The sequence below is a fragment of the Oceanobacillus sp. B139/18 genome (assembly GCF_055524595.1).
Map to the genome: position 1 here is coordinate 14,327 of NZ_JBVFXI010000003.1, position 21,380 is coordinate 35,706.

A 21,380-nucleotide genomic window follows, 5' to 3' on the forward strand; every position below is an offset into this window, starting at 1 on the left:
TACCTTTGAAGGTATACACGCCTTTTCAAACTGTTATTACAGATTATCATTATTGTCCGTATTATCCGTACGATTCTGCTGCTCCTGATTAATGGAAGTATTATCAATTGTTCTATCAAATTTCTGCAGATATTTTGCTGCAAAATCTTTTCCTCCCAAACCAAAGGCAAGTCCAAAGGCCAATGCTAATGCGGCCAGCAGCAAGATAAATGCACTATTTACAATAGTTGATGCAATACCTAATTGGGATACAGCCATAAATGCTGCCAGAATCAAAATACTATACTTGGCAAACCCTGCAAGTACACCAGTTGCCGGTCCATTTAACAGATGCAGTAATACTTTTTGCACCATTGAACCGAGTAATAAAGCAATGCCCAAAATAAGCACTGCTGCCAGAACATTTGGCAGATAAGCAGTAATCGCGGTTGCAATTCCTACCAGGAAATCCAACTGAATAATATACAATGCCTGCACCGTTAAGAAGAAAATAATTAAAATCTGTACAACATAGCCGCCAATATAAGATGGTGTCCATTTCGCCTGGTCCACTGCTTTATTATTGCTGACCGTGGAGACAAAACGATTAAATCCTAATTTAGCAAGATAACTGCTGACAAATTCGCCAATCAGTTTACCTAACCAGATGCCAACCAGAATTAAACCAATTGCAATCAAGATATTCGGAATCATCTGCACAACACTGTGCAGCATGCCAATCGCCGGCTCCGTAATCCCTGCTAATTCCAATTGTTCTAAAGCAGAGATGGTAATTGGAATCAGAATAAGAATGAAAACAATGTTTCCGACAAATTTTGCAAAAGATGTCCCTTCAAATAAATTGGACAGCTTTAATTTTTGAATCCATTTCTCTGTACCTGCTGCGTCTAATAAATTCGTTACGACACTGCGGACAATCTTCCCGACAAACCAGCCTACTGCAAAAATAAGTATGGCTGCAGCAAGTTTAGGGATAAAGTTTAAAACAGACGCCAACAGACCGCTAAACGGTTCGGCAACCCCCTGAATATTTAAAGCCTGCAGTACACCAGGAATAAATAGGAGTAAAATAAGATAGAACGCAAATTTCCCGATAGTTTCCGTTGTTTTTCGGATTCCATCCTCAGAATCAGCAACTCCTATTTTGGAAAACAGGCGCTGAATGCGCAGTTTCTTGCTTCCTTCAACAATCATCCATTGGACAACGGTTGCAATGACCCAAGCCAATAGTAAAATTAATGCTGCCTTCACTACTGCCGGTATGAAATTTAAGAATGTTGAGATCAAATCCGATAATGGATTAGCAATCATCGACAGATTAAGAATATTGAAGAACAAAATAAATGCAACAATCAGTAGTATGTAATAAACTGCTTTTGCAATAACCTTTTCTGACTTCACCGGTTCCCCTTTTAACCGGAACCGATTAAATAGCTTATCATCCCAGTTCGTTTTCTTTAACGCTTTTTCTACTACGTTGCTTATCAGTTTAGCAAGCAGCCATACGATAAGAAGAACAATAAGCGCTATAACCACATTTTGGAGTCCAGTCCAAAAGTTTGCTGTAAAATAATCGTTCATAAAGTTTTCCATTGATTTTTGCCCCTTTCTAAACAGTATAGTTAGCGCTACCCGTCATTAAAAAGAGCCAAACCTATTTTATGAAACTGTAAAGAAACAGCAAAAAATTTGTTACAAACTTGCTATGCGCCTATCGATAATTCTTTAATGCCTGACGAACCAGCTTATTTGCAGCATTTCTCGGTAATTGATCCATATAATGAATTTCCTTCGGATGTTTATAACGTGCTAATTTATCCTTTAAGAAAGAAAGAATCTCCTCTTTTGTAATCATTTTGTCCGTAACAACAAAAGCAACCGGAATTTCTCCCCACTCCTTGTCCGTCAAGCCGGTTACCCCCGCTTCCCGAATTCCTTCTATCTGCAGCAATATATTTTCAATTTCTGACGGATAAATATTTTCCCCGCCGGAAATAATTAGATCACTGCGGCGATCAACCACATATAAGAAGCCTTCTTCATCTAAATACCCCACATCGCCTGTTGCCAGCCAGCCATTTAAGAAAGATTTTTCATTCGCTTCTGGTCTATTATAATAACCAGGTGTCACCATTGGCCCCTTAACAAGTATCTCCCCAACTTCATTCGCCTGCTGTCCGCGTATTTTTAATTGCGCCGGAAACAGCGGTTTTCCTGCTGACCCCACTTTTCGAAGTGCGTCTCTCGGACTTAATGTCACAATTTGAGAAGCTGTTTCCGTCATACCATAGGACTGGAATACAGGAATTTGTTTTGCTTTCGTTTGCTGCAGCAGCGATTCTGGGGCTGGCCCTCCTCCGAGAAGCATACAGCGGAAACTCTCCGGATAACTTGATTCCCCCAGATAACTTACCAGGCGCTGCAGCATGACAGTGACAACAGAGGCAATCGTTACTTCCTTATTCATAATCGCATCGTGGACATCTTCCACATCAAATTTTTCCAATAAGTAAATTGGCATGCCGTAAATAATTCCTTTTAACATCGTGGACAATCCGCTCACATGGAATAGCGGGAGTGGAATCAGCCATTTATCGTCATTGTGCTTTCCAAAATTCAAGCTGGAGCTTGTTGCACTCCACCAGTGATTTTCATACGTATGCTGGACAGCCTTCGGAAAACCGGATGTCCCGGACGTATACATCATTGTGAATACATCAGACAGCTCTATCTCTTCCAAAAGCTGCATATGAGGAGAGGCTTTTAACTGATTCAGTTTTTCAAACGTCAGCTGTTTTATTTCTGTCAAAGCCTCCTCCTCTGCTTCTGCAACCAGCAGCGTAACTTCCGCATCTTCCATTTGCTGTTTTCGTTCGAAAGCAGTTAAGCGCATATTTAATAAAACAGCCACTGCACCTAAATAACTGCAAGCATGAATGGTCTCTATCATTTCGATGCTGTTACCTGAAAGCACCGCCACATGATCACCTTTTGTTACATCAGCGGCAGCAAGCTTTCTTGCTTTTTCCCGGCTGTTTTCAGCCAGCTGGCTAAACGTCACGGTAGTGCCATCTTTCCATTCTACGGCTGTTTCATCGGGGGATAAATCGGCTTGTTTATCAAGCCAATGGGGAATAACTGTACTCATTTTACTTCCTCCGTCGTTATTAAAATATATTCCTTCCCTTGCGAAAAGAAACCTTTGCGTAATCTGCAAAGGTTTCTTCCATACTGACTTAAGGGAATCTAGGGAACTGTTTGAAGTTCGGCTTTCTTTTTTCTTTAAATGCGTCTCTGCCTTCTTTTGCTTCATCTGTTGTGTAGTAAAGAAGGGTTGCATCCCCGCCAAGCTGCTGCAGTCCTGCTAAGCCATCCGTATCAGCATTAAAGGATGCTTTCAGGAAGCGTAATGCCATTGGCGATTTTTCTAAGATTTCTTCACACCATTGTAAGGTTTCTTCTTCTAATTTTTCCAAAGGTACCACGGTGTTTACCAATCCCATTTCATATGCTTCTTCCGCATTATATTGACGGCACAGGTACCAGATTTCACGTGCACGCTTGTGTCCTACTAAGCGGGCTAAATAGCCTGCACCATAGCCTGCATCGAAGCTGCCCACTTTTGGTCCGGTTTGTCCAAAGATTGCATTATCTGCAGCAATCGTTAAGTCACAAACTACATGAAGCACGTGTCCGCCTCCGATTGCATATCCAGAAACCATTGCAACTACCGGCTTCGGAATGGTACGGATCAAGCGCTGCAGATCAAGTACATTTAAACGCGGAACTTCATCGCCGCCAACATAGCCGCCATGACCGCGGACAGACTGGTCTCCGCCGGAACAGAATGCTTTATCTCCTTCTCCAGCTAACACAATCACGCCGATGGAGGAATCGTCTCTTGCATCTGTAAAAGCCTCAATCATTTCTTTTACGGTATTTGGTGTAAAGGCATTACGTTTTTCAGGACGATTAATCGTTACTTTTGCAATCCCGTTGTATTTTTCATAAATTATTTCTTCAAAGTTCTTCACTTTTTGCCATTCTACTGTCATGTTAATGACTCCTTTCAAGCGCAAGGCTTATGACGTAATATGATTTTCATTTAAGAACACATTTACCATTTTACCAAAGTTTCGCGATTTTTCCACATGAACAGCATGACCGGCTTTCGGACAAAGCATGAATGCTGCCTGTGGAATTGCTTTTTGCATCATTTGATTTATGGCGACAAATTTCTCGTCCTCTTCGCCGGCAATCAATAAAGTCGGTTTCGCAAGCTCTGATAATTGCCTCCACCAGGATGGCTGAGTACCTGTTCCCATCGCCTGCAGAGACATCGCCAAGCCTTCCTCCTTTTGAGAAAGACGTTCATTACGGATATTCCGCTGCACATGATCCGGCAGCTGTTTTTGAGTGGCGAATAAAGGAAGCTCCTGCCATGTATCTACAAATGCTTCGATGCCATTTTCTAAAATACGCTGTGCCAGCTGCTCATCCTTTTCTTTCCTTTCACGACGGGCAGCTTCCTCTTTTAATCCTGGAGAGGCACTCTCTAATATAAGAGAAGCAATATACTCCGGATAATACATTGCAAAGCTGAGTGCGGTTCTTCCTCCCATAGAATAGCCGACGACATGCGCTTTTTTTATTCCTAATGTATCTAAAAGCTCCGCAAGCAGGGTACAGCAATCTTTCATCGAAGAAATGGTACTGTCTGCCTCTCCATGCCCCGGCAAATCCACTAAAATACATTGATAGCCGGATAAATACGAGCAAGTCTCGCGCCAGGTCTCGCGTGTTCCGGTAAATCCATGTAAAAACAGCACAGGTTCTCCTTCACCGATGATTTCGTATGGTAAACCCGCTGGACTCATTGCCATCCCTCTTTTATCTCTGCCATAACACGATTCCATTTCTCCCGGTGCCAAACAGCATTTTCATCACGATCTGTTTTCACTTCAATGATGGATAAGCCGGATTGCTGATAACTTTGCTCCAGCTGTTCCTTTAAAGCACGCTCTGTTGAAACAACCTGATAAGCTGCACCATATAACGCTCCGGCTTTTTCAAAAGGCAAGTCAACCGGCGTGCCAAAAAGTGCTTCAAAATGCTTCTTATCATTAGCCTGTGGAAGAAAAGAAAAAATTCCTCCACCGTTATTATTTACTAATACAATAGTGATTGGGAGCTGGTATTGTTTTGCCGCCAGCAGCCCATTCATATCATGGAAAAAGGAGAGGTCTCCAATCAGCAGGGTAACCCGCTGGCCAGCTGCTGCTGCACCAACAGCACTTGAAATCACACCATCAATCCCATTAGCTCCCCGATTGCAAAGGATGGAAACAGCCTTCGAAGACACCATAAAAAAGCTATCCACATCACGGACAGCCATACTGTTTCCGACATATAATGTTGTCTGGTCAGGAATAACCGCTGCTATTCCGCGGGCGGCTTCTCCCTCTGTTACCTGCGTTTCTTCTCCAGATAATAAATGATTCTTAGCAATTTGATTATAATGCAGCCATTCATCCAGCCATGCTGCAGTTGAAAGCTTATCCGGCGCTTTTTCAATCAGCTGGCTGCATAGTTGTCTTGGGTCAGCATAGATATAAGCTGTATCATTGCCGGTCGGGTCACGGAAGCCTTCATTCTCTTCTACAACAAACTGCGGAATATGGCTATGCTCTTTGACATAAAACAAATATGCTTTCGATACCGGCATCGCTCCGAAGCGGATAATATAATCCGGCTGCAGCCGCTCACGGATTTCCGAATCTCGTAAGAACGCATCGTACCCTTCGATGACATGAGTTTTGTCATGTTCCCCTGTCCGCAGCTGTGATAAAGGATCAGCCAGAACAGGCAGATTCCAAACTTGAGCCAGTTCGCATACACGCTCTGCGAAATTTACATTCATCTCTGGTCCGCACACGAGGAGCCCTTTTCGAGAAGAACCAAAAAGAGCCGTAAGTTCCTGTATTTGTTCTTCGCCTAAATACTTCATGCCTTCCATTCTATTTATGCGGGCAGTAGATTTCTCTTTTTCAGCACCCCAAATATCAGGAAGGGTGAAATCTGGCGTGAGCGGTTCTCTAAAGGGAAAGTTTACTTGAACAGGCCCTTTATTCCCCTGCTCTGTAAAGGCAAAAGCCTGCGCTGCTTTTTGACGCGCATAACGCAGCATTGGCGGCGTTCCTTCCGGGGTCGCCATCTCATGAAACCATTTGACATAATCTCCATACATTTTTATTTGCTCAATGGCTTGCGGAGCCCCGACCTGACGTAATTCATGCGGACGGTCCGCTGTCAAAACGAGCAGGGGCACTCTGCTGTAAAAAGCCTCTACCACAGCCGGATAATAATTTGCAGCAGCCGTTCCTGATGTACATACCAGTGCTACCGGCCGATTTGATTTTTTCGCTAATCCCAATGCAAAAAAGGCTGCTGACCTTTCATCGATAACAATCCATTCTTTGATAGATGGATGCTCTCTAAACACCAGCGCCAGCGGAGTGGACCTGGAGCCGGGAGAAATAACAACATCCGTCATCCCATTCCTCGCCAGCTCGTCAATAAAGTTTGCAGTATAACGTGTTAAGCTTTCTGTATAATTCATTTCTCTAATCCACTCCTAAAACAGATAACATCGGCATCAATTTAATATTAGTCTCTTCATATTCACTTTCCGGAATCGAATCCTCGACAATTCCGCACCCTGCAAACAGGGAAGCTTCGTCCTTTTGGATAAGTGCGGAACGTAAGGCGACAGCAAATTCTCCATGATTATTACTGTCCATCCAGCCAATAGGTGCTCCGTACCAGCCCCGGTCCAATAATTCATTTTCCCGGATAAACGCTAACGCTTCCTGTCTCGGCGTTCCGCCAAGAGCAGGCGTCGGATGCAGACCGCTGATAATGGAAAAAATACGATGGTTTTTTTTCAGTTTTGCACGCACCGGCGTATATAAATGTTGAAGTGTTTTATATTGATGCACAGCCGGTTCAAACGGAACATTAACATCTGTACAGTAAGCCTCCATCGTATTGCGGATCATCTGCACGACATAATCATGCTCCTCGCGGTTTTTTGGGTCTCTAAACAGATTATCAGCGATTTGCTCGTCCTCTTCCATTGTCTCTCCGCGTGGTGCTGTACCGGCTAAACAGGTAGAAAGTACTTCGTCATCTTTCACTTTAACGAGACGCTCCGGCGTTGCTCCAAGGAAACAATCCTCTCCCATTTCATAGCCAAACACATAGGTATTTGGCTGCGTATCTACAAGACGCTTGAGAATGTCGGGAATGTTTGCTGATTGATTAAAATGCAGCCGTACCTCTCTTGCCAGCACAATTTTATCAACTGCCGTATTTTTCATCACATCTGTAGCCTTTTTAATTGTTTCCTTCCATTGTTCCGGATCAATCTCTGTTTTACGTTGAATGTGCAATACATATCCATCCCTCTTATTCTCTGCATTATTCAGCAGGGTCTGACGATGGTCTTGTAATTGCTCCAATACACCAGCATACGTTTCGTCTGTGCAGATGAAGCGATTTAGGGTAAGGTAATAATTCCCTTCTGCATGAGTTAGAATATAATTTGGAATAGAAAAATGACTGCAGGGAAAGTTTTCCCACAGCTTTGTCTGGGGCTTTAACGGGTCAAAAGAAAAACCTCCAAGTGCGACAACCCCAGTACCTGAAACATGATAGGGGTTATAAATAACAGCATCACTTAATAAAGCATGCCATTCCTGCTCCACTTGTTCATAGCGAGATGGAGAATCTTTAGCAGATAATTCAAAAGCATGCCCCGCCCCCGCCATTTGAAAATCTTCATTTGCACTGGACCAAAATGTACGAGGAAGCTTTAAATCAGCCGCTTTTTCTAAAAATCTATATAAATTAACTGGATTTATTTTTTCCGTATAACTAAACAGTTTGTTTTTTTGATCTGTATGAACGGACTGTATAGCAGCTTCCAATTCAGCAGTAAACTGTTTTTCTTTTACTTCGATCATGTTGATAAACCTCCGTAATAGGTACGTGTTCAAGAATCACAAAAGAGATAACCTCTTTTTTATTATACTTCTTGAACATCCTTTCATAAGTTGGACAGGTATTTTTTATCCTCTCCTATTTTATGCCCTTTTCGTTACTTTCTCAAGAAAAGCCTACTAATTCGTTTAAATCTGCTATACTTTTCTCATTTTCCATCCATAACTGTCTGTTCCTCCCGCAAAATAGGTTTGACACGTCTCTGTCCCTTCTCTAAAATAAATACGATATTGTTTTTTAGGAGGAAGCAGGTAATGACGACGAAAGATTCGGCTGATATAAAAGAATTACTGAATGAACGGGAAGGATTTCATAAATGGTGGCGGTTAATCCGGCCGCATACACTGACAGCATCCTTTGTCCCTGTTTTTGTCGGGACAATGATTGCTTTTAATGAAGGTACCATTGATTGGCTGCTGTTTTTTGCGATGATGGTTGCCTCTTTACTGATTCAGGCAGCTACCAATATGTTTAATGAATACTACGATTTTGTACGCGGATTAGATAACGATCAATCGGTCGGAATCAGCGGTTCAATTGTCCGGGACGGGATGCACCCAAAGCGGATTCGTAACATTGCTTTACTTTTTTATGCTATATCCGTTGGAATTGGTGTATACATATGTATCGCATCGAGCTGGTGGATTGCAATTATTGGTTTATTTTGCATGGCAATCGGTTATTTATATACTGGAGGTCCTATTCCGATTTCCTACACACCTTTTGGAGAATTATTCTCTGGTGTGCTGATGGGATCCGTTATTATTGGGATCACCTATTATATTCAAACGGCTTCCGTGACGACGGAAATGATCTGGATCTCCCTTCCAATTACTATATTTATCGGCTGTATTAACTTTGCCAACAATATCCGGGATCGTGATGGAGATGAGAGAGGCGGAAGAAAAACCATTGCCGTTCTTCTTGGCAGACCAAAATCAATCAAGCTGCTTGCTTTGCTGTTTATTGTTTCATTTTCAATCACTATTATTCTTATACTGACAGGCGCTCTGCCCTTATGGTCTTTCCTTACTTTACTGAGTATTCCACCGGCAGCCAGTGTCATCATCCAATTTAAGGGGAAGACAAAAGCAATTGAAATGATGCCGGCAATGGCAAAAACAGCGAAAACAAATACAATTTACGGGATGCTGTTAGGTCTCTCTTTGTTAATTTCCGGATTGTTCTAAAACGAAACTTCACGCAGTAGGGGTTTTTACGGACAGTTCTCTGTGAGAAAAGTGCTTGTTCAAAAAGTCCGATAGAAATTTGATATGTCATGTTGATTGGGCTTTTTGAACATCGTTTATAAGCATTTGTGGATAAATCATTTAGAAAGGATGGTAATCATGCAAGCGGAACATTTAACTAAAGAAGATATCACTTATTTTAAAAAAAGGCTTTTAGACATGAAAGAGGAAGCGGAAGCCCATATAGAAACAGATAATAATCAAGATGATGAACTTGCTTCCGTCAATAATCATCCGGCAGATTTAGGAACAGAGCAGTTTGAACAGCAGCGGGAGGCCGGGTTCAATCTAATGCGAAAAGAAGAGATTACAGAAATTGACGATGCGTTACAAAGAATAGAAGATGGCACATACGGAATCAGTGAAAAATCCGGAAAACCCATCCCTAAAGAAAGACTTGAGGTATTGCCTACTGCAAGCATTCTTGCGGAAGAAGCTTCCGACACAGAATAATTATCTGGGACTAAAAACAGAATAACAAAAAAGCAGAGACTTATTTTATCCAAGTCTCTGCTTTTTTTTTGCATGTAACCTTCAGCGGAAAGTTTCTTTACAGCTCCCGGCTGAAGGAATTTCACTTTATATAAATCTGGTCCGCTGCTGCTGAATCCAGCTTTGCATTCTATTAAATAACGGGATAAACAAAATCGCGATAATAATTCCTTTAATAAAATTGAACGGAAGCACCCCGCCGATAACGGTAACCCACTTCACTTGCTCAGACATTTCCCAGCCCATAAACCAGCCGTACGCCGGTAAAATGAAGTAATAGTTGAGTACGCTCATGCCAACCGCCATGATAACGGTACCCGCTGCAAGCCCTGTAATAAGACCTTTTAAGCCTTTGACCCGATGATAAATGAGTGATACTGGCAATACAATCATAACCCCTGCCACAAAATTAGATAACACGCCAATCGGCTCTCCAGAACCAGATACAGCCAGATATAACAAGTTTTTAAATCCTACGACAAGCACTCCGGCCAACGGTGAGAATATCAACGATGCGATTAACGCTGGAACATCACTGAAATCGACCTTTAAATATGGTGTTGGTAAAAATGGCAACGGAAAATTGATAAAAAATAACACGAGTGAAATAGTACTTAATAATGCGATAATAATTAACTTTAACAGCTGATTTTTCTTCTTTTTTTGCATCAGTCTGCCTCCTCCATCATTTTTCCGATTCCAACTCGTGATGAAGGTTCGATGCTATTCTTTATTCTGTGTATAACCCAGAAAAGCGGTATCTCTTTACTAAACATTATCATGCCTATCCCGCTAAAAAAACCCTAAAGCTTTTGAGGCTTTAGGGTTCTGTGTCATCGCTAAATAAATACGCAAAAACATACACGTATAGTGAATAAAATAAGCTCGACATCTTCTCCCATCCAGACTATCACTGTCGGTTCTGGAATTTCACCAGATCAACTGTAACGTTATACAGTTCGCGGACTATTTCCGCCGGTCGGGAATTACACCCTGCCCCGAAGATTGGAATCGAATATTTAATTTAGGTATAGTATACCATATAAAACGCATTTGACAAGAGAAAAATTTTTAATTCAATATATCTTCACATTATCCATTTTTCTCATCATATAATGGGTTTAAATTTTCTTTTCCTGTCATATTTTCAAGCATCGTTACTAATAATTCAATTTCCATTTCCATATCTTTTTTACTTACTGTTTCTACAGGTGAATGCATATACCTGAGCGGCAGGGACACCAGCGCTACTGGCACACCTTTGCCTGTATAGCGCATTTTATCTGCATCTGTACTTGTCGCCTTAGGTGTTAACTCATATTGTAAAGGTATGTCTTTTTCCTTCGCTGCTTTTTTCAGCCACTGATTGATTTTACGGTGAATTGGAGCGCCTTTAGCTAAAACCGGACCGCCTTCTAACTCAACTTCCACTTGCTTTTTCGTATTCACATTAGGGTGGTCCGTTGCAAAGGTTACATCCATAGCGATGGCAAAATCCGGCTCTATACCAGCAGCGGCAAAATACGCCCCTCCCATATTTGTTTCTTCATTGACCGTACTTGCGCCATAAACACCAATGGACAAACCTTTTTCAGAGAGCCTGCGAATTACCTCCGCAACCATAAAAGCTCCGGTACGATTATCCAATCCTCTCGCTGAAATATAACGGTCCTGTAATATTTCCGGCTCCGTTTTGAACACACAGAGATCGCCAACCTGCACCTTCCTGAGCGCTTCTCCCTTTGATTGGAAGCCGCAATCAATGTATAAGTCCTGTACATCAAAATCACCCTTTATTCCGCCGAGATGCTGCGCATTTACCCCAACAACACCTGTAAAGGTTTCCTGATAGCCCAGCACCGTTACCCGCATCCCTACAGCTGCTTTTGGATTGACGCCACCCATTTTTTCAAAAAATAAAAAGCCTCGCTCATCGATGCGTTGAATCATTAAGCCAATTTCATCACAATGACCTGCTAAAAGTACTTTAAATGGAGCAGCCGGATTCAATACTGCAATTGCATTGCCGACATGATCTGTTCTGATTTCATCTGCAAACTCCTTAACATAGTGGATCCATTTCTTTTGAATTTCCATTTCCATACTTGATGGAGACGGGGTATGAAGTAAATCCATTAAAAAATCATATTGTTTATCTGCCATTTTATAGCCTCCTATCACCTATTCTTCCATCTAAAGTGATTTACCATTCACGCTTCATTTGAAGGAGGAAGATTTACAGAACCTCTCCATAATAAGTAACAACTGTTTACCAAATTTACAGAAGAAGGTACACTTACTATATCAAATAATTGAAATGAGGGATATAGATGTCATTAAACGAATGGTATGACAAAGGACTTGATCCAGATGAATACATTGAAGCAATGGAAGTAAATAAAGAGGATTTATTATACATCTATGATAATTTTTCATTACCAGCTGATGAAGCCTTTTTTGAAGAAGTTAAAAATAAGAACTTAAGAGCCATTATTCTTACAGAAGATTGGTGTGGCGACGCGATGTTAAATATGCCGATTCTTCTTAAAATTTCAGAGGCTGTCAATATGCCTGTTAAAGCTTTGCTTCGGGACGATAATCTTGAATTAATGGATCAATACTTGACAAACGGAACAGCAAGATCAATTCCGATTATCATTTTTATTGATTCAGAAGGAAATGAGGCTGGCAAATGGGGACCGAGGGCGTCTAAAATTCAAGCTTATATAGATGAAGCACGTGCGCAGCTTCCTTCTAAGGATGCCGATGACTTTGAGGAAAAACAAAAACAAATGCATCGTTTTATCTCCAAATCTTATCGGGACGACCAAGATAATTGGTCCATTGTTTATGAAAGTATGAAAGAAACGTTGAAAGCAATATAATATTTTCTAAAAGCATCCATTCACCTGTGTAATGGATGTTTTTTTAAAGATGGGAGCGGATATTGTCTACTCCTGCGGGAAAAGCAACAGGTAGACCTGATCAGGAAGCGGTTTTCTTCCGAAGAGACTGAAGCGTTGCTTCGGAAAGCGACTTCCCGGAGCGGACATCTGCTCTCCTCTTTTTCATAAATGCTCCAGACAAAAACACTCCCCCTGGGCATGCAAGGCAGCTGCAAAAGAAAACGAATAATGACCCCTGCTCTCTGCACATACTAACCAATATAGATTGGAGGGCTCCCGATGAACGTACGTTTTTTCAGACTGCTTTATTATCGTATACCCAATATCCTGAAACTCCTGCTGCTTGTACTGATCGCGATGCCGTTCTTTGGATACCTTATTTATTTAATTGAACCGGAAACCTTCCCTTCATTAACAGATGGTATTTGGTGGGCGCTTGTCACCGGGGCGACTGTCGGCTATGGAGATTATGTGCCGGCAACATTAATCGGGAGATTACTTGCTGCATTTTTAATTTTAAGCGGCGGGGGGTTAATTGCATTCTATATTGCATCCTTATCTACGACCGTTATTAAACGTGAAAAAAAATCACAGGAAGGAAAGCTCGCTTTTCATGGAACAGACCATTATGTCTTTATCGGTTTTAATGAACGGACCCGTCAGCTTGTCCATTTAATCATCGAATATTACTACAATAAGAAAATCGTTATCATTGACCGGACATTGAATAACCTCTCTTACACCAAATTGCCAGTCCATTACATTAAAGGCAATGCAACAGAAGATGCCATCCTGCATATGGCCAATATCAAAGCAGCATCCTGTGTTTTTATTGCTGCAGATAATCAAAAATCAGATTATGAATCGGATACACATACTATACTGACTACGATTGCTGTTCGCGGAAATAACCCTGATATCCCTATCGTTTCCGAGATTCTCTCCAAGAAGCAGATTGATAATGCTGCCCGTGCAGGAGCAACAACGATTATCCGATCAAATGATTTTATGAGCAGCCTGTTTTTTCATGAATTGGATCCCGAGGTGCAATCGACACCGTTTGAAGATATTTATCACCTTCTCACCCAGCAAAAATTTGTTCATCGAGCTGTACCTTCTTCTTTAACAGGAAGAACCTATACAGAAGCAGTCACTTCTTTCTTGGAAAAAGAGATTCTAGTAATTGGCATTATTCGTGAAAAAGACTATATCCTTCATCCGGAGACAACATATATACTTGAAGAAAAAGATACCCTTATCTGTCTCAGCAAACGGCAGCATTGAAAGCATAATTGTTAGATTAGCCATTTCCTATAGATTGTGATATACTGTTTTATTGTTGAAAAAGTACGTGTTCAAAAGATGCAGAAAAAGATAACGGTTTTAATCAGCTGATTCTCAGCAAAAATTGATAAAAACCTCACCAAAATCTGGTTTTTCTTTTTCCATCCGCTTTGGATAGCTTATAAAAGGTATAAAAAGATATAGGAGATGTTTAATGTGACTGCAAACGTAGAAATTGGTCAAGTAATAGAAGGAAAAGTAACTGGTATCCAGCCTTATGGTGCATTTGTTGCAATTGATGGAGACACCCAGGGGTTAGTTCATATTTCTGAAATCATGCACGGATATGTAAAAGATATTAATGAACACTTGAATGTCGGTGATACAGTTAATGTGAAAGTCATTCAAATTGATGAAGAAAAAGGAAAAATTTCTTTATCTATCCGCGCTACCGAGGAAGCACCAAAAGAGACGGTGAAACAAGAGAATACCGCAAACAATTATGATTCTAATAATGACTCAAGCGGTTTTAATATTCTGAAGGACAAATTGCAGGACTGGATTGACCAGACACAGAATAAGTAAGACAAAAATCGTCACCCAAGAGCGATAACGCTCTTGGGTGATTTTCATATTCTGTTACCTCTGTTCTTCGGACTTTGTTTCTCTTCTAAACAGCCTATTATTATCCTCTTTTTTAAGAACATCCCGTTATTTTCAACCTTTTTTCCAGAACGTTATTTTCCTTTTGGGCCCCCCCTTTCAGACCCTTAGCCTTGATTTCATCACATTAATAGATTAAAGTAGAATAAGATATGGAATCAATTTTTAAGGGGGAAATCTAAATGACACATGTTACGTTTAAATATGATAAAGCACTTTCATTTTTTTGCAAAGAAGAGATTAAAAACTTGTCTCCATTTGTATTGCGTGCGCACCAGATGATTCATGAAAAAATTGGTGCAGGTAATGACTTTTTAGGCTGGGTGGATCTACCTAAAAACTATGATCAGGAAGAATATGCACGCATCAAGAAAAGTGCAGAAAAAATTAAAAATGACTCTGATATCCTGCTTGTTATCGGTATCGGCGGTTCTTATCTTGGAGCGAAAGCAGCGTTAGAAATGCTCAACCACTCCTTCCAAAATCTGCTTTCCTCAGAAGAGCGAAAAGCACCTCAAGTTATTTTTGTTGGCCACCACCTAAGCTCTACTTATATGAGTGAACTGACAGATATACTGAAAGATAAAGATTTCTCTATTAATGTTATTTCTAAAAGTGGAACAACTACAGAGCCTGCCATTGCTTTCCGTATCTTTAAAAAGCTGCTGGAAGAAAAATATGGTCAAGAAGAGGCTAAAAAACGTATCTATGCAACAACCGACCGCAAACGCGGCGCATTAAAAACTACAGCTGATGAAAACGGTTATGAAACATTCGTTATTCCTGATGATGTCGGCGGACGTTATTCTGTATTAACTGCAGTAGGTCTATTACCGATTGCAGCAAGCAACATTGATATAGATGCTATGATGAAAGGGGCACAAACTGCCATGGAAGACCTGGCTGTTCCTGACGTCTATCGCAACCCGGCATATCAATATGCAACCGTGCGTAACATTCTGTATCAAAAAGGAAAAGTAACTGAGTTGCTCATTAATTATGAGCCGGCGCTTCAATATTTTTCTGAATGGTGGAAACAACTGTTTGGTGAAAGTGAAGGGAAAGATCAAAAAGGTATCTACCCGTCATCTGCCAACTTCTCTACAGACTTACACTCCCTTGGACAATATATCCAAGAAGGAAGAAGAAATATTTTCGAAACCATCCTTCATGTGAATGAGCCTAAGAAGAATTTGAAGGTAGAAGAAGAAGAAAATGATTTGGATGGCTTAAATTATCTGGCTGGCAAAAGTATTCATGAAATTAACGATAAAGCATTCCAAGGAACCTTATTAGCACATACAGATGGTGATGTTCCAAACCTGATTATCGAGGTTCCAAAACTGGATGCATATACTTTCGGCTATTTAGTATACTTCTTTGAAAAAGCATGTGCTGTCAGCGGGTATCTGCTTGGTGTTAATCCATTCGATCAGCCTGGTGTAGAAGCATATAAGAAAAATATGTTTGCCCTGCTTGGTAAAGCTGGTTTTGAAGCAGAAAAAGAAGAACTTGAGAAGAGATTGTAAAAAATAGAAAACCTTTCTTTTATGGAGAGAATCCATAAAAGAAAGGTTTTCTGCATTTGTGAGCACCGTTAAATAAGCAATCTTTAATAAAAATAAATTTAATAAACTTTTTTAAAAGTTTTTGGTTTATTTTTATTAACAGCGGGTATTACTATAATTGTAAGGCTTTCTCGTATTCCCCCTGTAGGCAGAGCGTATTCACGCTTTGCTTTTTTTTTGTCCTAAAATGAATAACTGCAAGTTTCTGGTCAGCTTTCTATCTTTCTGAGGAATCTTTGTTATAATAGAAAAATGAAATCATGTAAGGAGGCAAACGAAGAATGAGTATTTTTGAAGAGGTACATGACCGTAAGCAAACCAAATCAATGAAATGGGATATGCTTCAAAAAAGATTCCAGTCGGAAGATGTTATCCCAATGTGGGTAGCAGATATGGACTTTAAAGCCCCGGAAGCTGTGAATCAGGCGCTTATTAAACGTGCAGAGCACGGAATTTACGGATATACAGTAATCGATGAAGATGTCACATCTTCTATTACAGATTGGGTTAAAAACCGGCACGGATGGGATATCCAAGCGGACTGGCTTAACTACAGTCCTGGCGTGATCAATACGCTACATATGGCATTGCAGGCATTCACTGAACCCGGCGATAAGATTATGATTCAAACACCTGTGTACACACCCTTTTATAATATTATAAAGGTGTTGGACCGTGAGGTTGTAAAGAATCCATTAATTCAACAAGATGACTATTACACCATAGATTTTGAGGATATGGAAAAGAAACTAGCAAGCGGTGTGAAGGCATTTATTTTATGTTCACCTCATAATCCGGTAGGGCGTGTCTGGACGGAGGAAGAGCTTCGAAAAATGGCAGAGCTGTGTTTACAATATGATGCGATGATTTTCTCTGATGAAATTCATGCTGATTTAGTTTTCAAAGGACATAAACATCTGCCAATTGCCAGTTTATCAGAAGAAATTGCTGATAAAACCATTACTTGCATGGCTCCCTCTAAAACTTTTAATTTAGCAGGCTTGCAAGCTTCCTATGCCGTGACGCCAAACAAGCAAAACAAACAAAAATTAGAAAAAGCATTTCTCCGTCAAGGTTTAAATAACTCTTTAAACGGAATGGCTATTACAGCTATGGAAGCAGCCTACCGTCATGGCGGGCCTTGGCTGGAAGAACTGCTCGAAGTTGTTGAAAGCCATACAGCATATATTAAAGAAATGTTTGCCGCTCATGCACCTGAACTAAAAGTAATCAAGTCGGAAGGAACCTACCTTGTCTGGGTAGATTGCTCCCAGCTGAATATGGATAAAAAAGAATTAAACCGATTCATGATTGATAAAGGACGAGTCGGCTTAAATCCTGGTCAGGACTATGGAGATGAAGGGGACGCTTTTATGCGTATTAATGTCGCATGCCCCCGGGCAACCATTGAAGAAGGCGTACAACGAATTATTCATGCAGTCGAGGCATGGAGAGCATCTACTAATTAATTAGAAAAGAGTAAAAACTGCATTCATCCTTGGGAGAATGCAGTTTTTATTATCATGAAATCAGACATTATTATATTTCACAGCCAAATGCAATTACATCTTTAGCCGTTTTCTTCGTTTTTCTGTTTATCATTATTTTCCGTCGGATCAGTCGGTGCGTCCTGCTCTTCCCCGCTTTGAGAATCTCCGCTGATTACTCCGCAAACGATACGGTCTCCTGAATTACCTGCCGGCTGGCTCATCCCATCATCTACCCCATCATGAATAATTAAAGAAGTTCCGTTATCTGCCGTCAGGCTATTTTTTCCTTTTTTTAATGTTGCCTCATTAATAATCAGCTCTTCTTGAACAGCCCCGTCCGCATCTGCTTCAATATTCGGGAGATCACCGACGTGCGGTCCATCTGTTTGCATCAGACCATGGTCTTTCCCATCCGGGTTAAAATGATTTCCGCTGGAAGAAAAATCAGGCCCCTCACATTTTCCGTATTCATGAACATGTATTGCATGAAAACCAGGACTTAAACCTTCTACTTCCACATTTACAGAAACACCGCCATCGGTTTCATTTAATCTGGCTGTTCCTACACGATCTCCATCCGCATTATACATCTCCAGCGTTTCTGAGTTTTCATGCGGCAGCAAGCATCCTGATAAAAAAAATAACATCATTAGAGAGAGCATCCATAACTTTTTATTCCGTCGTCGCATCGATAAGCTCCTTTACCTTTTTTTATAGTTTAGGCAAAGAAGTAATTTTTAATCAAAAAACTCCTCAAATCTTATTGATTAGAGGAGGTATTTGTCACATTATTATTTTTTTGCGTTTGCTGTAAAACATCCTGGTACTCCTGCTCAAAACGTTCCTGATCTTTTTTCGACTTTTTCATCATCCACCGCATCACTGTGACGGCCAATGCGATAAAAATAATTAGTGATATCACTGCAGGAATATACTCCATTTTATCTTCCGGGAAATAAAGAAATGGCATCATAAAGCTATTCACACCTTTCTGAAGACAATTATATCAAATATTCGATGCATGTAAATATGAGCATTTTTGAAAACCATATGTATATACATAAAAGCGCCCTGAAATCAGGACGCTTTTATGCATCATGTAAAATTATTCACCTAAATGTTCTTTAATTACGTCAGCGATACCGTTTAAAGCATCCGCTTCGTCTTTTCCGTCTGCGCTTACTTCAATTTCAGCACCTTTTGGAATTCCTAAAGACATTACACCCATGATGGATTTAAGGTTAACATTTTTACCTTTGTAGCTCACTTCAATTTCTGAATCAAATTGACCAGCTTTATTTACTAACAAAGTAGCCGGACGTGCGTGTACTCCAGTTTCTGCAGTGATTGTAAAAGTTTGCGATTTCATTATATACAACATCCTTTCTTTTTTTGAAAACCTGTATCGTTTATGTACCAAATTAATTAATTCACATAAACCTATGTTCTATTATATACAAAAATCACGAAATATGAAATACATAACTGCTTTTTTTATGAAATAAAGAATCGGATACGCTTTCATTTTGAATTCACACTTAGTTTAGAAACAACTATACATACACAGCTTTGTGTTCCAATCTTTGAATTTTTCTGCTTTTTATTTTGAAAATGGATTCATTTGTTTTTCAAAAATCTTTATGATACCTTTAATTTAAAGACGGAAACTAATAATGGAGGGATATGAAAATGAGTGTACATATCGGAGCAAAGCAGGGAGAAATAGCAGATAAAATCTTATTGCCGGGCGATCCGTTGCGGGCAAAATACATCGCAGAAAATTATTTAGAGGATGCTGTATTATATAATGAAGTCAGAGGCATGTACGGGTATACCGGCACTTACAAAGGAGAGCGTGTTTCTGTACAGGGAACCGGCATGGGTGTCCCTTCTATCTCCATCTATGTGAATGAGCTGATTCAAAGTTATGATGTCAAAAAACTGATTCGCGTCGGCACATGCGGTGCAATTCAAAAAGATGTCAAGGTCCGTGATGTAATCCTGGCACAGGGAGCCACAACAGACTCGCAAATAAATCAGCTTATTTTTAACGGCATTGATTATGCGCCAATTTCTGACTTTGAATTATTAAAAAATGCTTATGATGCCGGAACAGAAAAAGGATTACAGCTCCGTGTCGGAAATGTATTTACAAGCGATACCTTCTATCGTGATAATGCCAAAGAAGTAAATGAATTACTTGCCAAATATCAAGTGCTTGCCATTGAAATGGAATCTACTGCATTATATACCCTGGCTGCGAAATACGGACGTCAGGCATTATCTATTCTTACTGTTTCTGATCATATCATCACCGGCGAAGAAACAACAGCAGAAGAGCGTCAAACCACATTCCATGAAATGATGGAAATAGCATTAGACACGATTATTCAATAAAACGAAACTTCATTCAGCGGGAGTTTCACAGACGATTCTCCGTGATAAATTATTACAGAGAAGGCTCAAGCACTTCCAGGAATACACTTTTCTAATCTGCAAAACCGCATATTCCTGATAGCACCTGAGCCTTCCTTTTATTCCGGTACAAACTATGGTAAAATAATTAGAAAACTTGATTGTCACCAAGCCTGTAGGTGACAACCTTAGTTACACTTATGCAGTAAGAAAGTATATACTTTTTTAACTGCCAAAAATTGATGCGTTACTTAGGAAGGAAGTTCCCTCATCCATGACTTTATTAACGAATTTCCCATTATGGGCTGCACTCATTGCGATTGTGTTCGCTCAAGTTATAAAGATACCAATTAAACTGATTTTCACCAAAGAATTTCAGCCTGGACTTGCTTTCAGTACAGGGGGAATGCCCAGCAGCCATTCTGCAGCAGTGACATCGTTAGCTACTGCTGTCGGCATTGCAGAAGGTGTATCATCAAGTGTATTTGCGCTTGCTTGTATATTCAGTGTCATTACCATGTTTGATGCTTCCGGGGTCCGCAGGCAGGCTGGTGAACAGGCAATTGTGATTAATCAGCTCGTCCGTGATTTTCAATTGATTACCTCCAGCGCCAAAGACTGGAGCAAAAAGAAAGAAAATGAAAAAATACAAGAACTGAAAGAATTACTCGGGCACCAGCCGATTGAAGTATTTTTTGGCGCCATCACAGGAATTATTATTGCCTTTTCTCTTGCACCGTTTTTTTCTTATTAATCCATAAGAACCAAAAGACCAATGCTCCTGCTGGGAGCATTGGTCTTTTCTTTTATGTAATCCCGTTTCTCTGTTAAAACATTTGATAGCCGCTTTTCCTTAAAAACCGGATAACCAAACCAGATACAATCGTTCCAATAAAACCAGATAATAAAATCACAATATCAGCAATTGTTAAAGCAACAATTCGTTCTCCAAGCGCCGAAAAAGATTCCCCCGGACTTGTGAAATAGCTGAAAAAAGAAACATTATCTATAATAAAAATCATTAGAATCGGATATAAGCACGCCATCAGCCATGTTTTTCTTAATAACATATTTAATATAAATGCAATTCCAAAAAAGATAACAAAATATAATACAACAGAAACAACAAGTTGAACCATTCTCTTCCCTCCGTCCTTTCTAAGGATGCATACAAAGCACATTTTATCTTAAAATGACAAAAAAGCAAAGCAGCATCTGCCAACCTTTGCTTTTTTGTCACTATATTTCTAT

Annotated in this window: 21 protein-coding genes and 1 riboswitch; of the genes, 9 read left to right on the forward strand and 12 right to left on the reverse strand. The window is 40.2% G+C overall.

What is annotated here, in order from left to right; genetic code table 11:
* Nucleotides 1-36: 36 nt before the first annotated feature.
* The 6 genes from ACZSMY_RS10515 to ACZSMY_RS10540 all read right to left on the reverse strand — a co-directional run bounded on the left by ACZSMY_RS10515 (nucleotide 37) and on the right by ACZSMY_RS10540 (nucleotide 8,024).
* Complete coding sequence (locus tag ACZSMY_RS10515; protein ID WP_465147770.1) at nucleotides 37-1,593, reverse strand: mechanosensitive ion channel; 1,557 nt, start codon at nucleotides 1,591-1,593, stop codon at nucleotides 37-39.
* Between the two features lie 118 nt (nucleotides 1,594-1,711).
* Nucleotides 1,712-3,148 carry an o-succinylbenzoate--CoA ligase gene (locus tag ACZSMY_RS10520; RefSeq protein WP_042530694.1) on the reverse strand — a complete coding sequence of 479 codons (1,437 nt, stop codon included), beginning with the start codon at nucleotides 3,146-3,148 and terminating at the stop codon, nucleotides 1,712-1,714.
* Nucleotides 3,149-3,236: 88 nt separating this feature from the next.
* Nucleotides 3,237-4,055 carry a 1,4-dihydroxy-2-naphthoyl-CoA synthase gene (menB, locus tag ACZSMY_RS10525; RefSeq protein WP_042530692.1) on the reverse strand — a complete coding sequence of 273 codons (819 nt, stop codon included), beginning with the start codon at nucleotides 4,053-4,055 and terminating at the stop codon, nucleotides 3,237-3,239.
* A 27-nt stretch (nucleotides 4,056-4,082) separates the two neighbouring features.
* The gene (gene menH, locus ACZSMY_RS10530; RefSeq protein ID WP_465147771.1) at nucleotides 4,083-4,877 is read right to left on the reverse strand and encodes a 2-succinyl-6-hydroxy-2,4-cyclohexadiene-1-carboxylate synthase; all 795 of its coding nucleotides are present in this window, start codon (nucleotides 4,875-4,877) and stop codon (nucleotides 4,083-4,085) included.
* Nucleotides 4,874-6,619, reverse strand: a complete 1,746-nt coding sequence (gene menD / locus ACZSMY_RS10535) for a 2-succinyl-5-enolpyruvyl-6-hydroxy-3-cyclohexene-1-carboxylic-acid synthase (protein WP_042530689.1) — start codon at nucleotides 6,617-6,619, stop codon at nucleotides 4,874-4,876. Before menD ends, menH begins: the two co-directional genes overlap by 4 nt.
* A gap of 4 nt (nucleotides 6,620-6,623) precedes the next feature.
* Nucleotides 6,624-8,024: an isochorismate synthase gene (locus ACZSMY_RS10540; RefSeq protein ID WP_042530686.1), complete on the reverse strand. Its 1,401-nt coding sequence runs from the start codon at nucleotides 8,022-8,024 to the stop codon at nucleotides 6,624-6,626.
* Between the two features lie 291 nt (nucleotides 8,025-8,315).
* On the opposite strand from ACZSMY_RS10540, the gene ACZSMY_RS10545 reads away from it, so the two are divergent.
* Together ACZSMY_RS10545 and ACZSMY_RS10550 are read left to right on the forward strand one after the other, a co-directional pair.
* Nucleotides 8,316-9,251, forward strand: a complete 936-nt coding sequence (locus tag ACZSMY_RS10545) for a 1,4-dihydroxy-2-naphthoate polyprenyltransferase (protein WP_042530684.1) — start codon at nucleotides 8,316-8,318, stop codon at nucleotides 9,249-9,251.
* 159 nt (nucleotides 9,252-9,410) lie between these two features.
* Nucleotides 9,411-9,764, forward strand: coding sequence for a TraR/DksA C4-type zinc finger protein (locus ACZSMY_RS10550; protein WP_465147772.1), 354 nt, complete (start codon nucleotides 9,411-9,413; stop codon nucleotides 9,762-9,764).
* A gap of 126 nt (nucleotides 9,765-9,890) precedes the next feature.
* Here the strand turns inward: ACZSMY_RS10550 and ACZSMY_RS10555 are convergent, their stop codons facing one another.
* Both ACZSMY_RS10555 and ACZSMY_RS10560 read right to left on the reverse strand, forming a co-directional pair.
* Nucleotides 9,891-10,472, reverse strand: coding sequence for an ECF transporter S component (locus ACZSMY_RS10555; protein WP_042530680.1), 582 nt, complete (start codon nucleotides 10,470-10,472; stop codon nucleotides 9,891-9,893).
* A gap of 217 nt (nucleotides 10,473-10,689) precedes the next feature.
* A riboswitch (FMN riboswitch) is annotated at nucleotides 10,690-10,813 on the reverse strand.
* Nucleotides 10,814-10,895: 82 nt separating this feature from the next.
* On the reverse strand, nucleotides 10,896-11,966 hold the full coding sequence (locus ACZSMY_RS10560) for a M20/M25/M40 family metallo-hydrolase (protein ID WP_042530679.1): 1,071 nt from the start codon (nucleotides 11,964-11,966) through the stop codon (nucleotides 10,896-10,898).
* 167 nt (nucleotides 11,967-12,133) lie between these two features.
* On the opposite strand from ACZSMY_RS10560, the gene ACZSMY_RS10565 reads away from it, so the two are divergent.
* From ACZSMY_RS10565 to ACZSMY_RS10585, 5 genes are all read left to right on the forward strand, one after another.
* Nucleotides 12,134-12,688 (forward strand): thioredoxin family protein, encoded by a 555-nt coding sequence (locus tag ACZSMY_RS10565; RefSeq protein ID WP_193065514.1) that lies wholly within the window; start codon nucleotides 12,134-12,136, stop codon nucleotides 12,686-12,688.
* 300 nt (nucleotides 12,689-12,988) lie between these two features.
* Entirely contained in the window at nucleotides 12,989-13,993 is a 1,005-nt protein-coding gene (locus tag ACZSMY_RS10570; RefSeq protein ID WP_042530675.1) for a potassium channel family protein, read from the forward strand.
* Between the two features lie 216 nt (nucleotides 13,994-14,209).
* Nucleotides 14,210-14,578 carry a S1 domain-containing post-transcriptional regulator GSP13 gene (gene yugI / locus ACZSMY_RS10575; protein WP_042530673.1) on the forward strand — a complete coding sequence of 123 codons (369 nt, stop codon included), beginning with the start codon at nucleotides 14,210-14,212 and terminating at the stop codon, nucleotides 14,576-14,578.
* A 260-nt stretch (nucleotides 14,579-14,838) separates the two neighbouring features.
* Nucleotides 14,839-16,185: a glucose-6-phosphate isomerase gene (locus ACZSMY_RS10580; RefSeq protein ID WP_465147773.1), complete on the forward strand. Its 1,347-nt coding sequence runs from the start codon at nucleotides 14,839-14,841 to the stop codon at nucleotides 16,183-16,185.
* Nucleotides 16,186-16,505: 320 nt separating this feature from the next.
* Nucleotides 16,506-17,693, forward strand: a complete 1,188-nt coding sequence (locus ACZSMY_RS10585) for a MalY/PatB family protein (protein ID WP_193065517.1) — start codon at nucleotides 16,506-16,508, stop codon at nucleotides 17,691-17,693.
* Between the two features lie 101 nt (nucleotides 17,694-17,794).
* Here ACZSMY_RS10585 and ACZSMY_RS10590 read toward each other — a convergent pair whose 3' ends face one another.
* The 3 genes from ACZSMY_RS10590 to ACZSMY_RS10600 all read right to left on the reverse strand — a co-directional run bounded on the left by ACZSMY_RS10590 (nucleotide 17,795) and on the right by ACZSMY_RS10600 (nucleotide 19,083).
* On the reverse strand, nucleotides 17,795-18,403 hold the full coding sequence (locus ACZSMY_RS10590; protein ID WP_246529002.1) for a superoxide dismutase family protein: 609 nt from the start codon (nucleotides 18,401-18,403) through the stop codon (nucleotides 17,795-17,797).
* A 71-nt stretch (nucleotides 18,404-18,474) separates the two neighbouring features.
* Nucleotides 18,475-18,687, reverse strand: a complete 213-nt coding sequence (locus tag ACZSMY_RS10595; RefSeq protein ID WP_042530667.1) for a hypothetical protein — start codon at nucleotides 18,685-18,687, stop codon at nucleotides 18,475-18,477.
* A gap of 132 nt (nucleotides 18,688-18,819) precedes the next feature.
* Complete coding sequence (locus ACZSMY_RS10600) at nucleotides 18,820-19,083, reverse strand: phosphocarrier protein HPr (protein WP_042530665.1); 264 nt, start codon at nucleotides 19,081-19,083, stop codon at nucleotides 18,820-18,822.
* A gap of 320 nt (nucleotides 19,084-19,403) precedes the next feature.
* On the opposite strand from ACZSMY_RS10600, the gene deoD reads away from it, so the two are divergent.
* Together deoD and ACZSMY_RS10610 are read left to right on the forward strand one after the other, a co-directional pair.
* The gene (deoD, locus tag ACZSMY_RS10605; RefSeq protein WP_042530663.1) at nucleotides 19,404-20,111 is read left to right on the forward strand and encodes a purine-nucleoside phosphorylase; all 708 of its coding nucleotides are present in this window, start codon (nucleotides 19,404-19,406) and stop codon (nucleotides 20,109-20,111) included.
* 292 nt (nucleotides 20,112-20,403) lie between these two features.
* On the forward strand, nucleotides 20,404-20,883 hold the full coding sequence (locus ACZSMY_RS10610) for a divergent PAP2 family protein (protein WP_042530661.1): 480 nt from the start codon (nucleotides 20,404-20,406) through the stop codon (nucleotides 20,881-20,883).
* Nucleotides 20,884-20,956: 73 nt separating this feature from the next.
* Here the strand turns inward: ACZSMY_RS10610 and ACZSMY_RS10615 are convergent, their stop codons facing one another.
* Complete coding sequence (locus tag ACZSMY_RS10615; RefSeq protein ID WP_042530659.1) at nucleotides 20,957-21,268, reverse strand: YuiB family protein; 312 nt, start codon at nucleotides 21,266-21,268, stop codon at nucleotides 20,957-20,959.
* Nucleotides 21,269-21,380 lie beyond the last annotated feature (112 nt).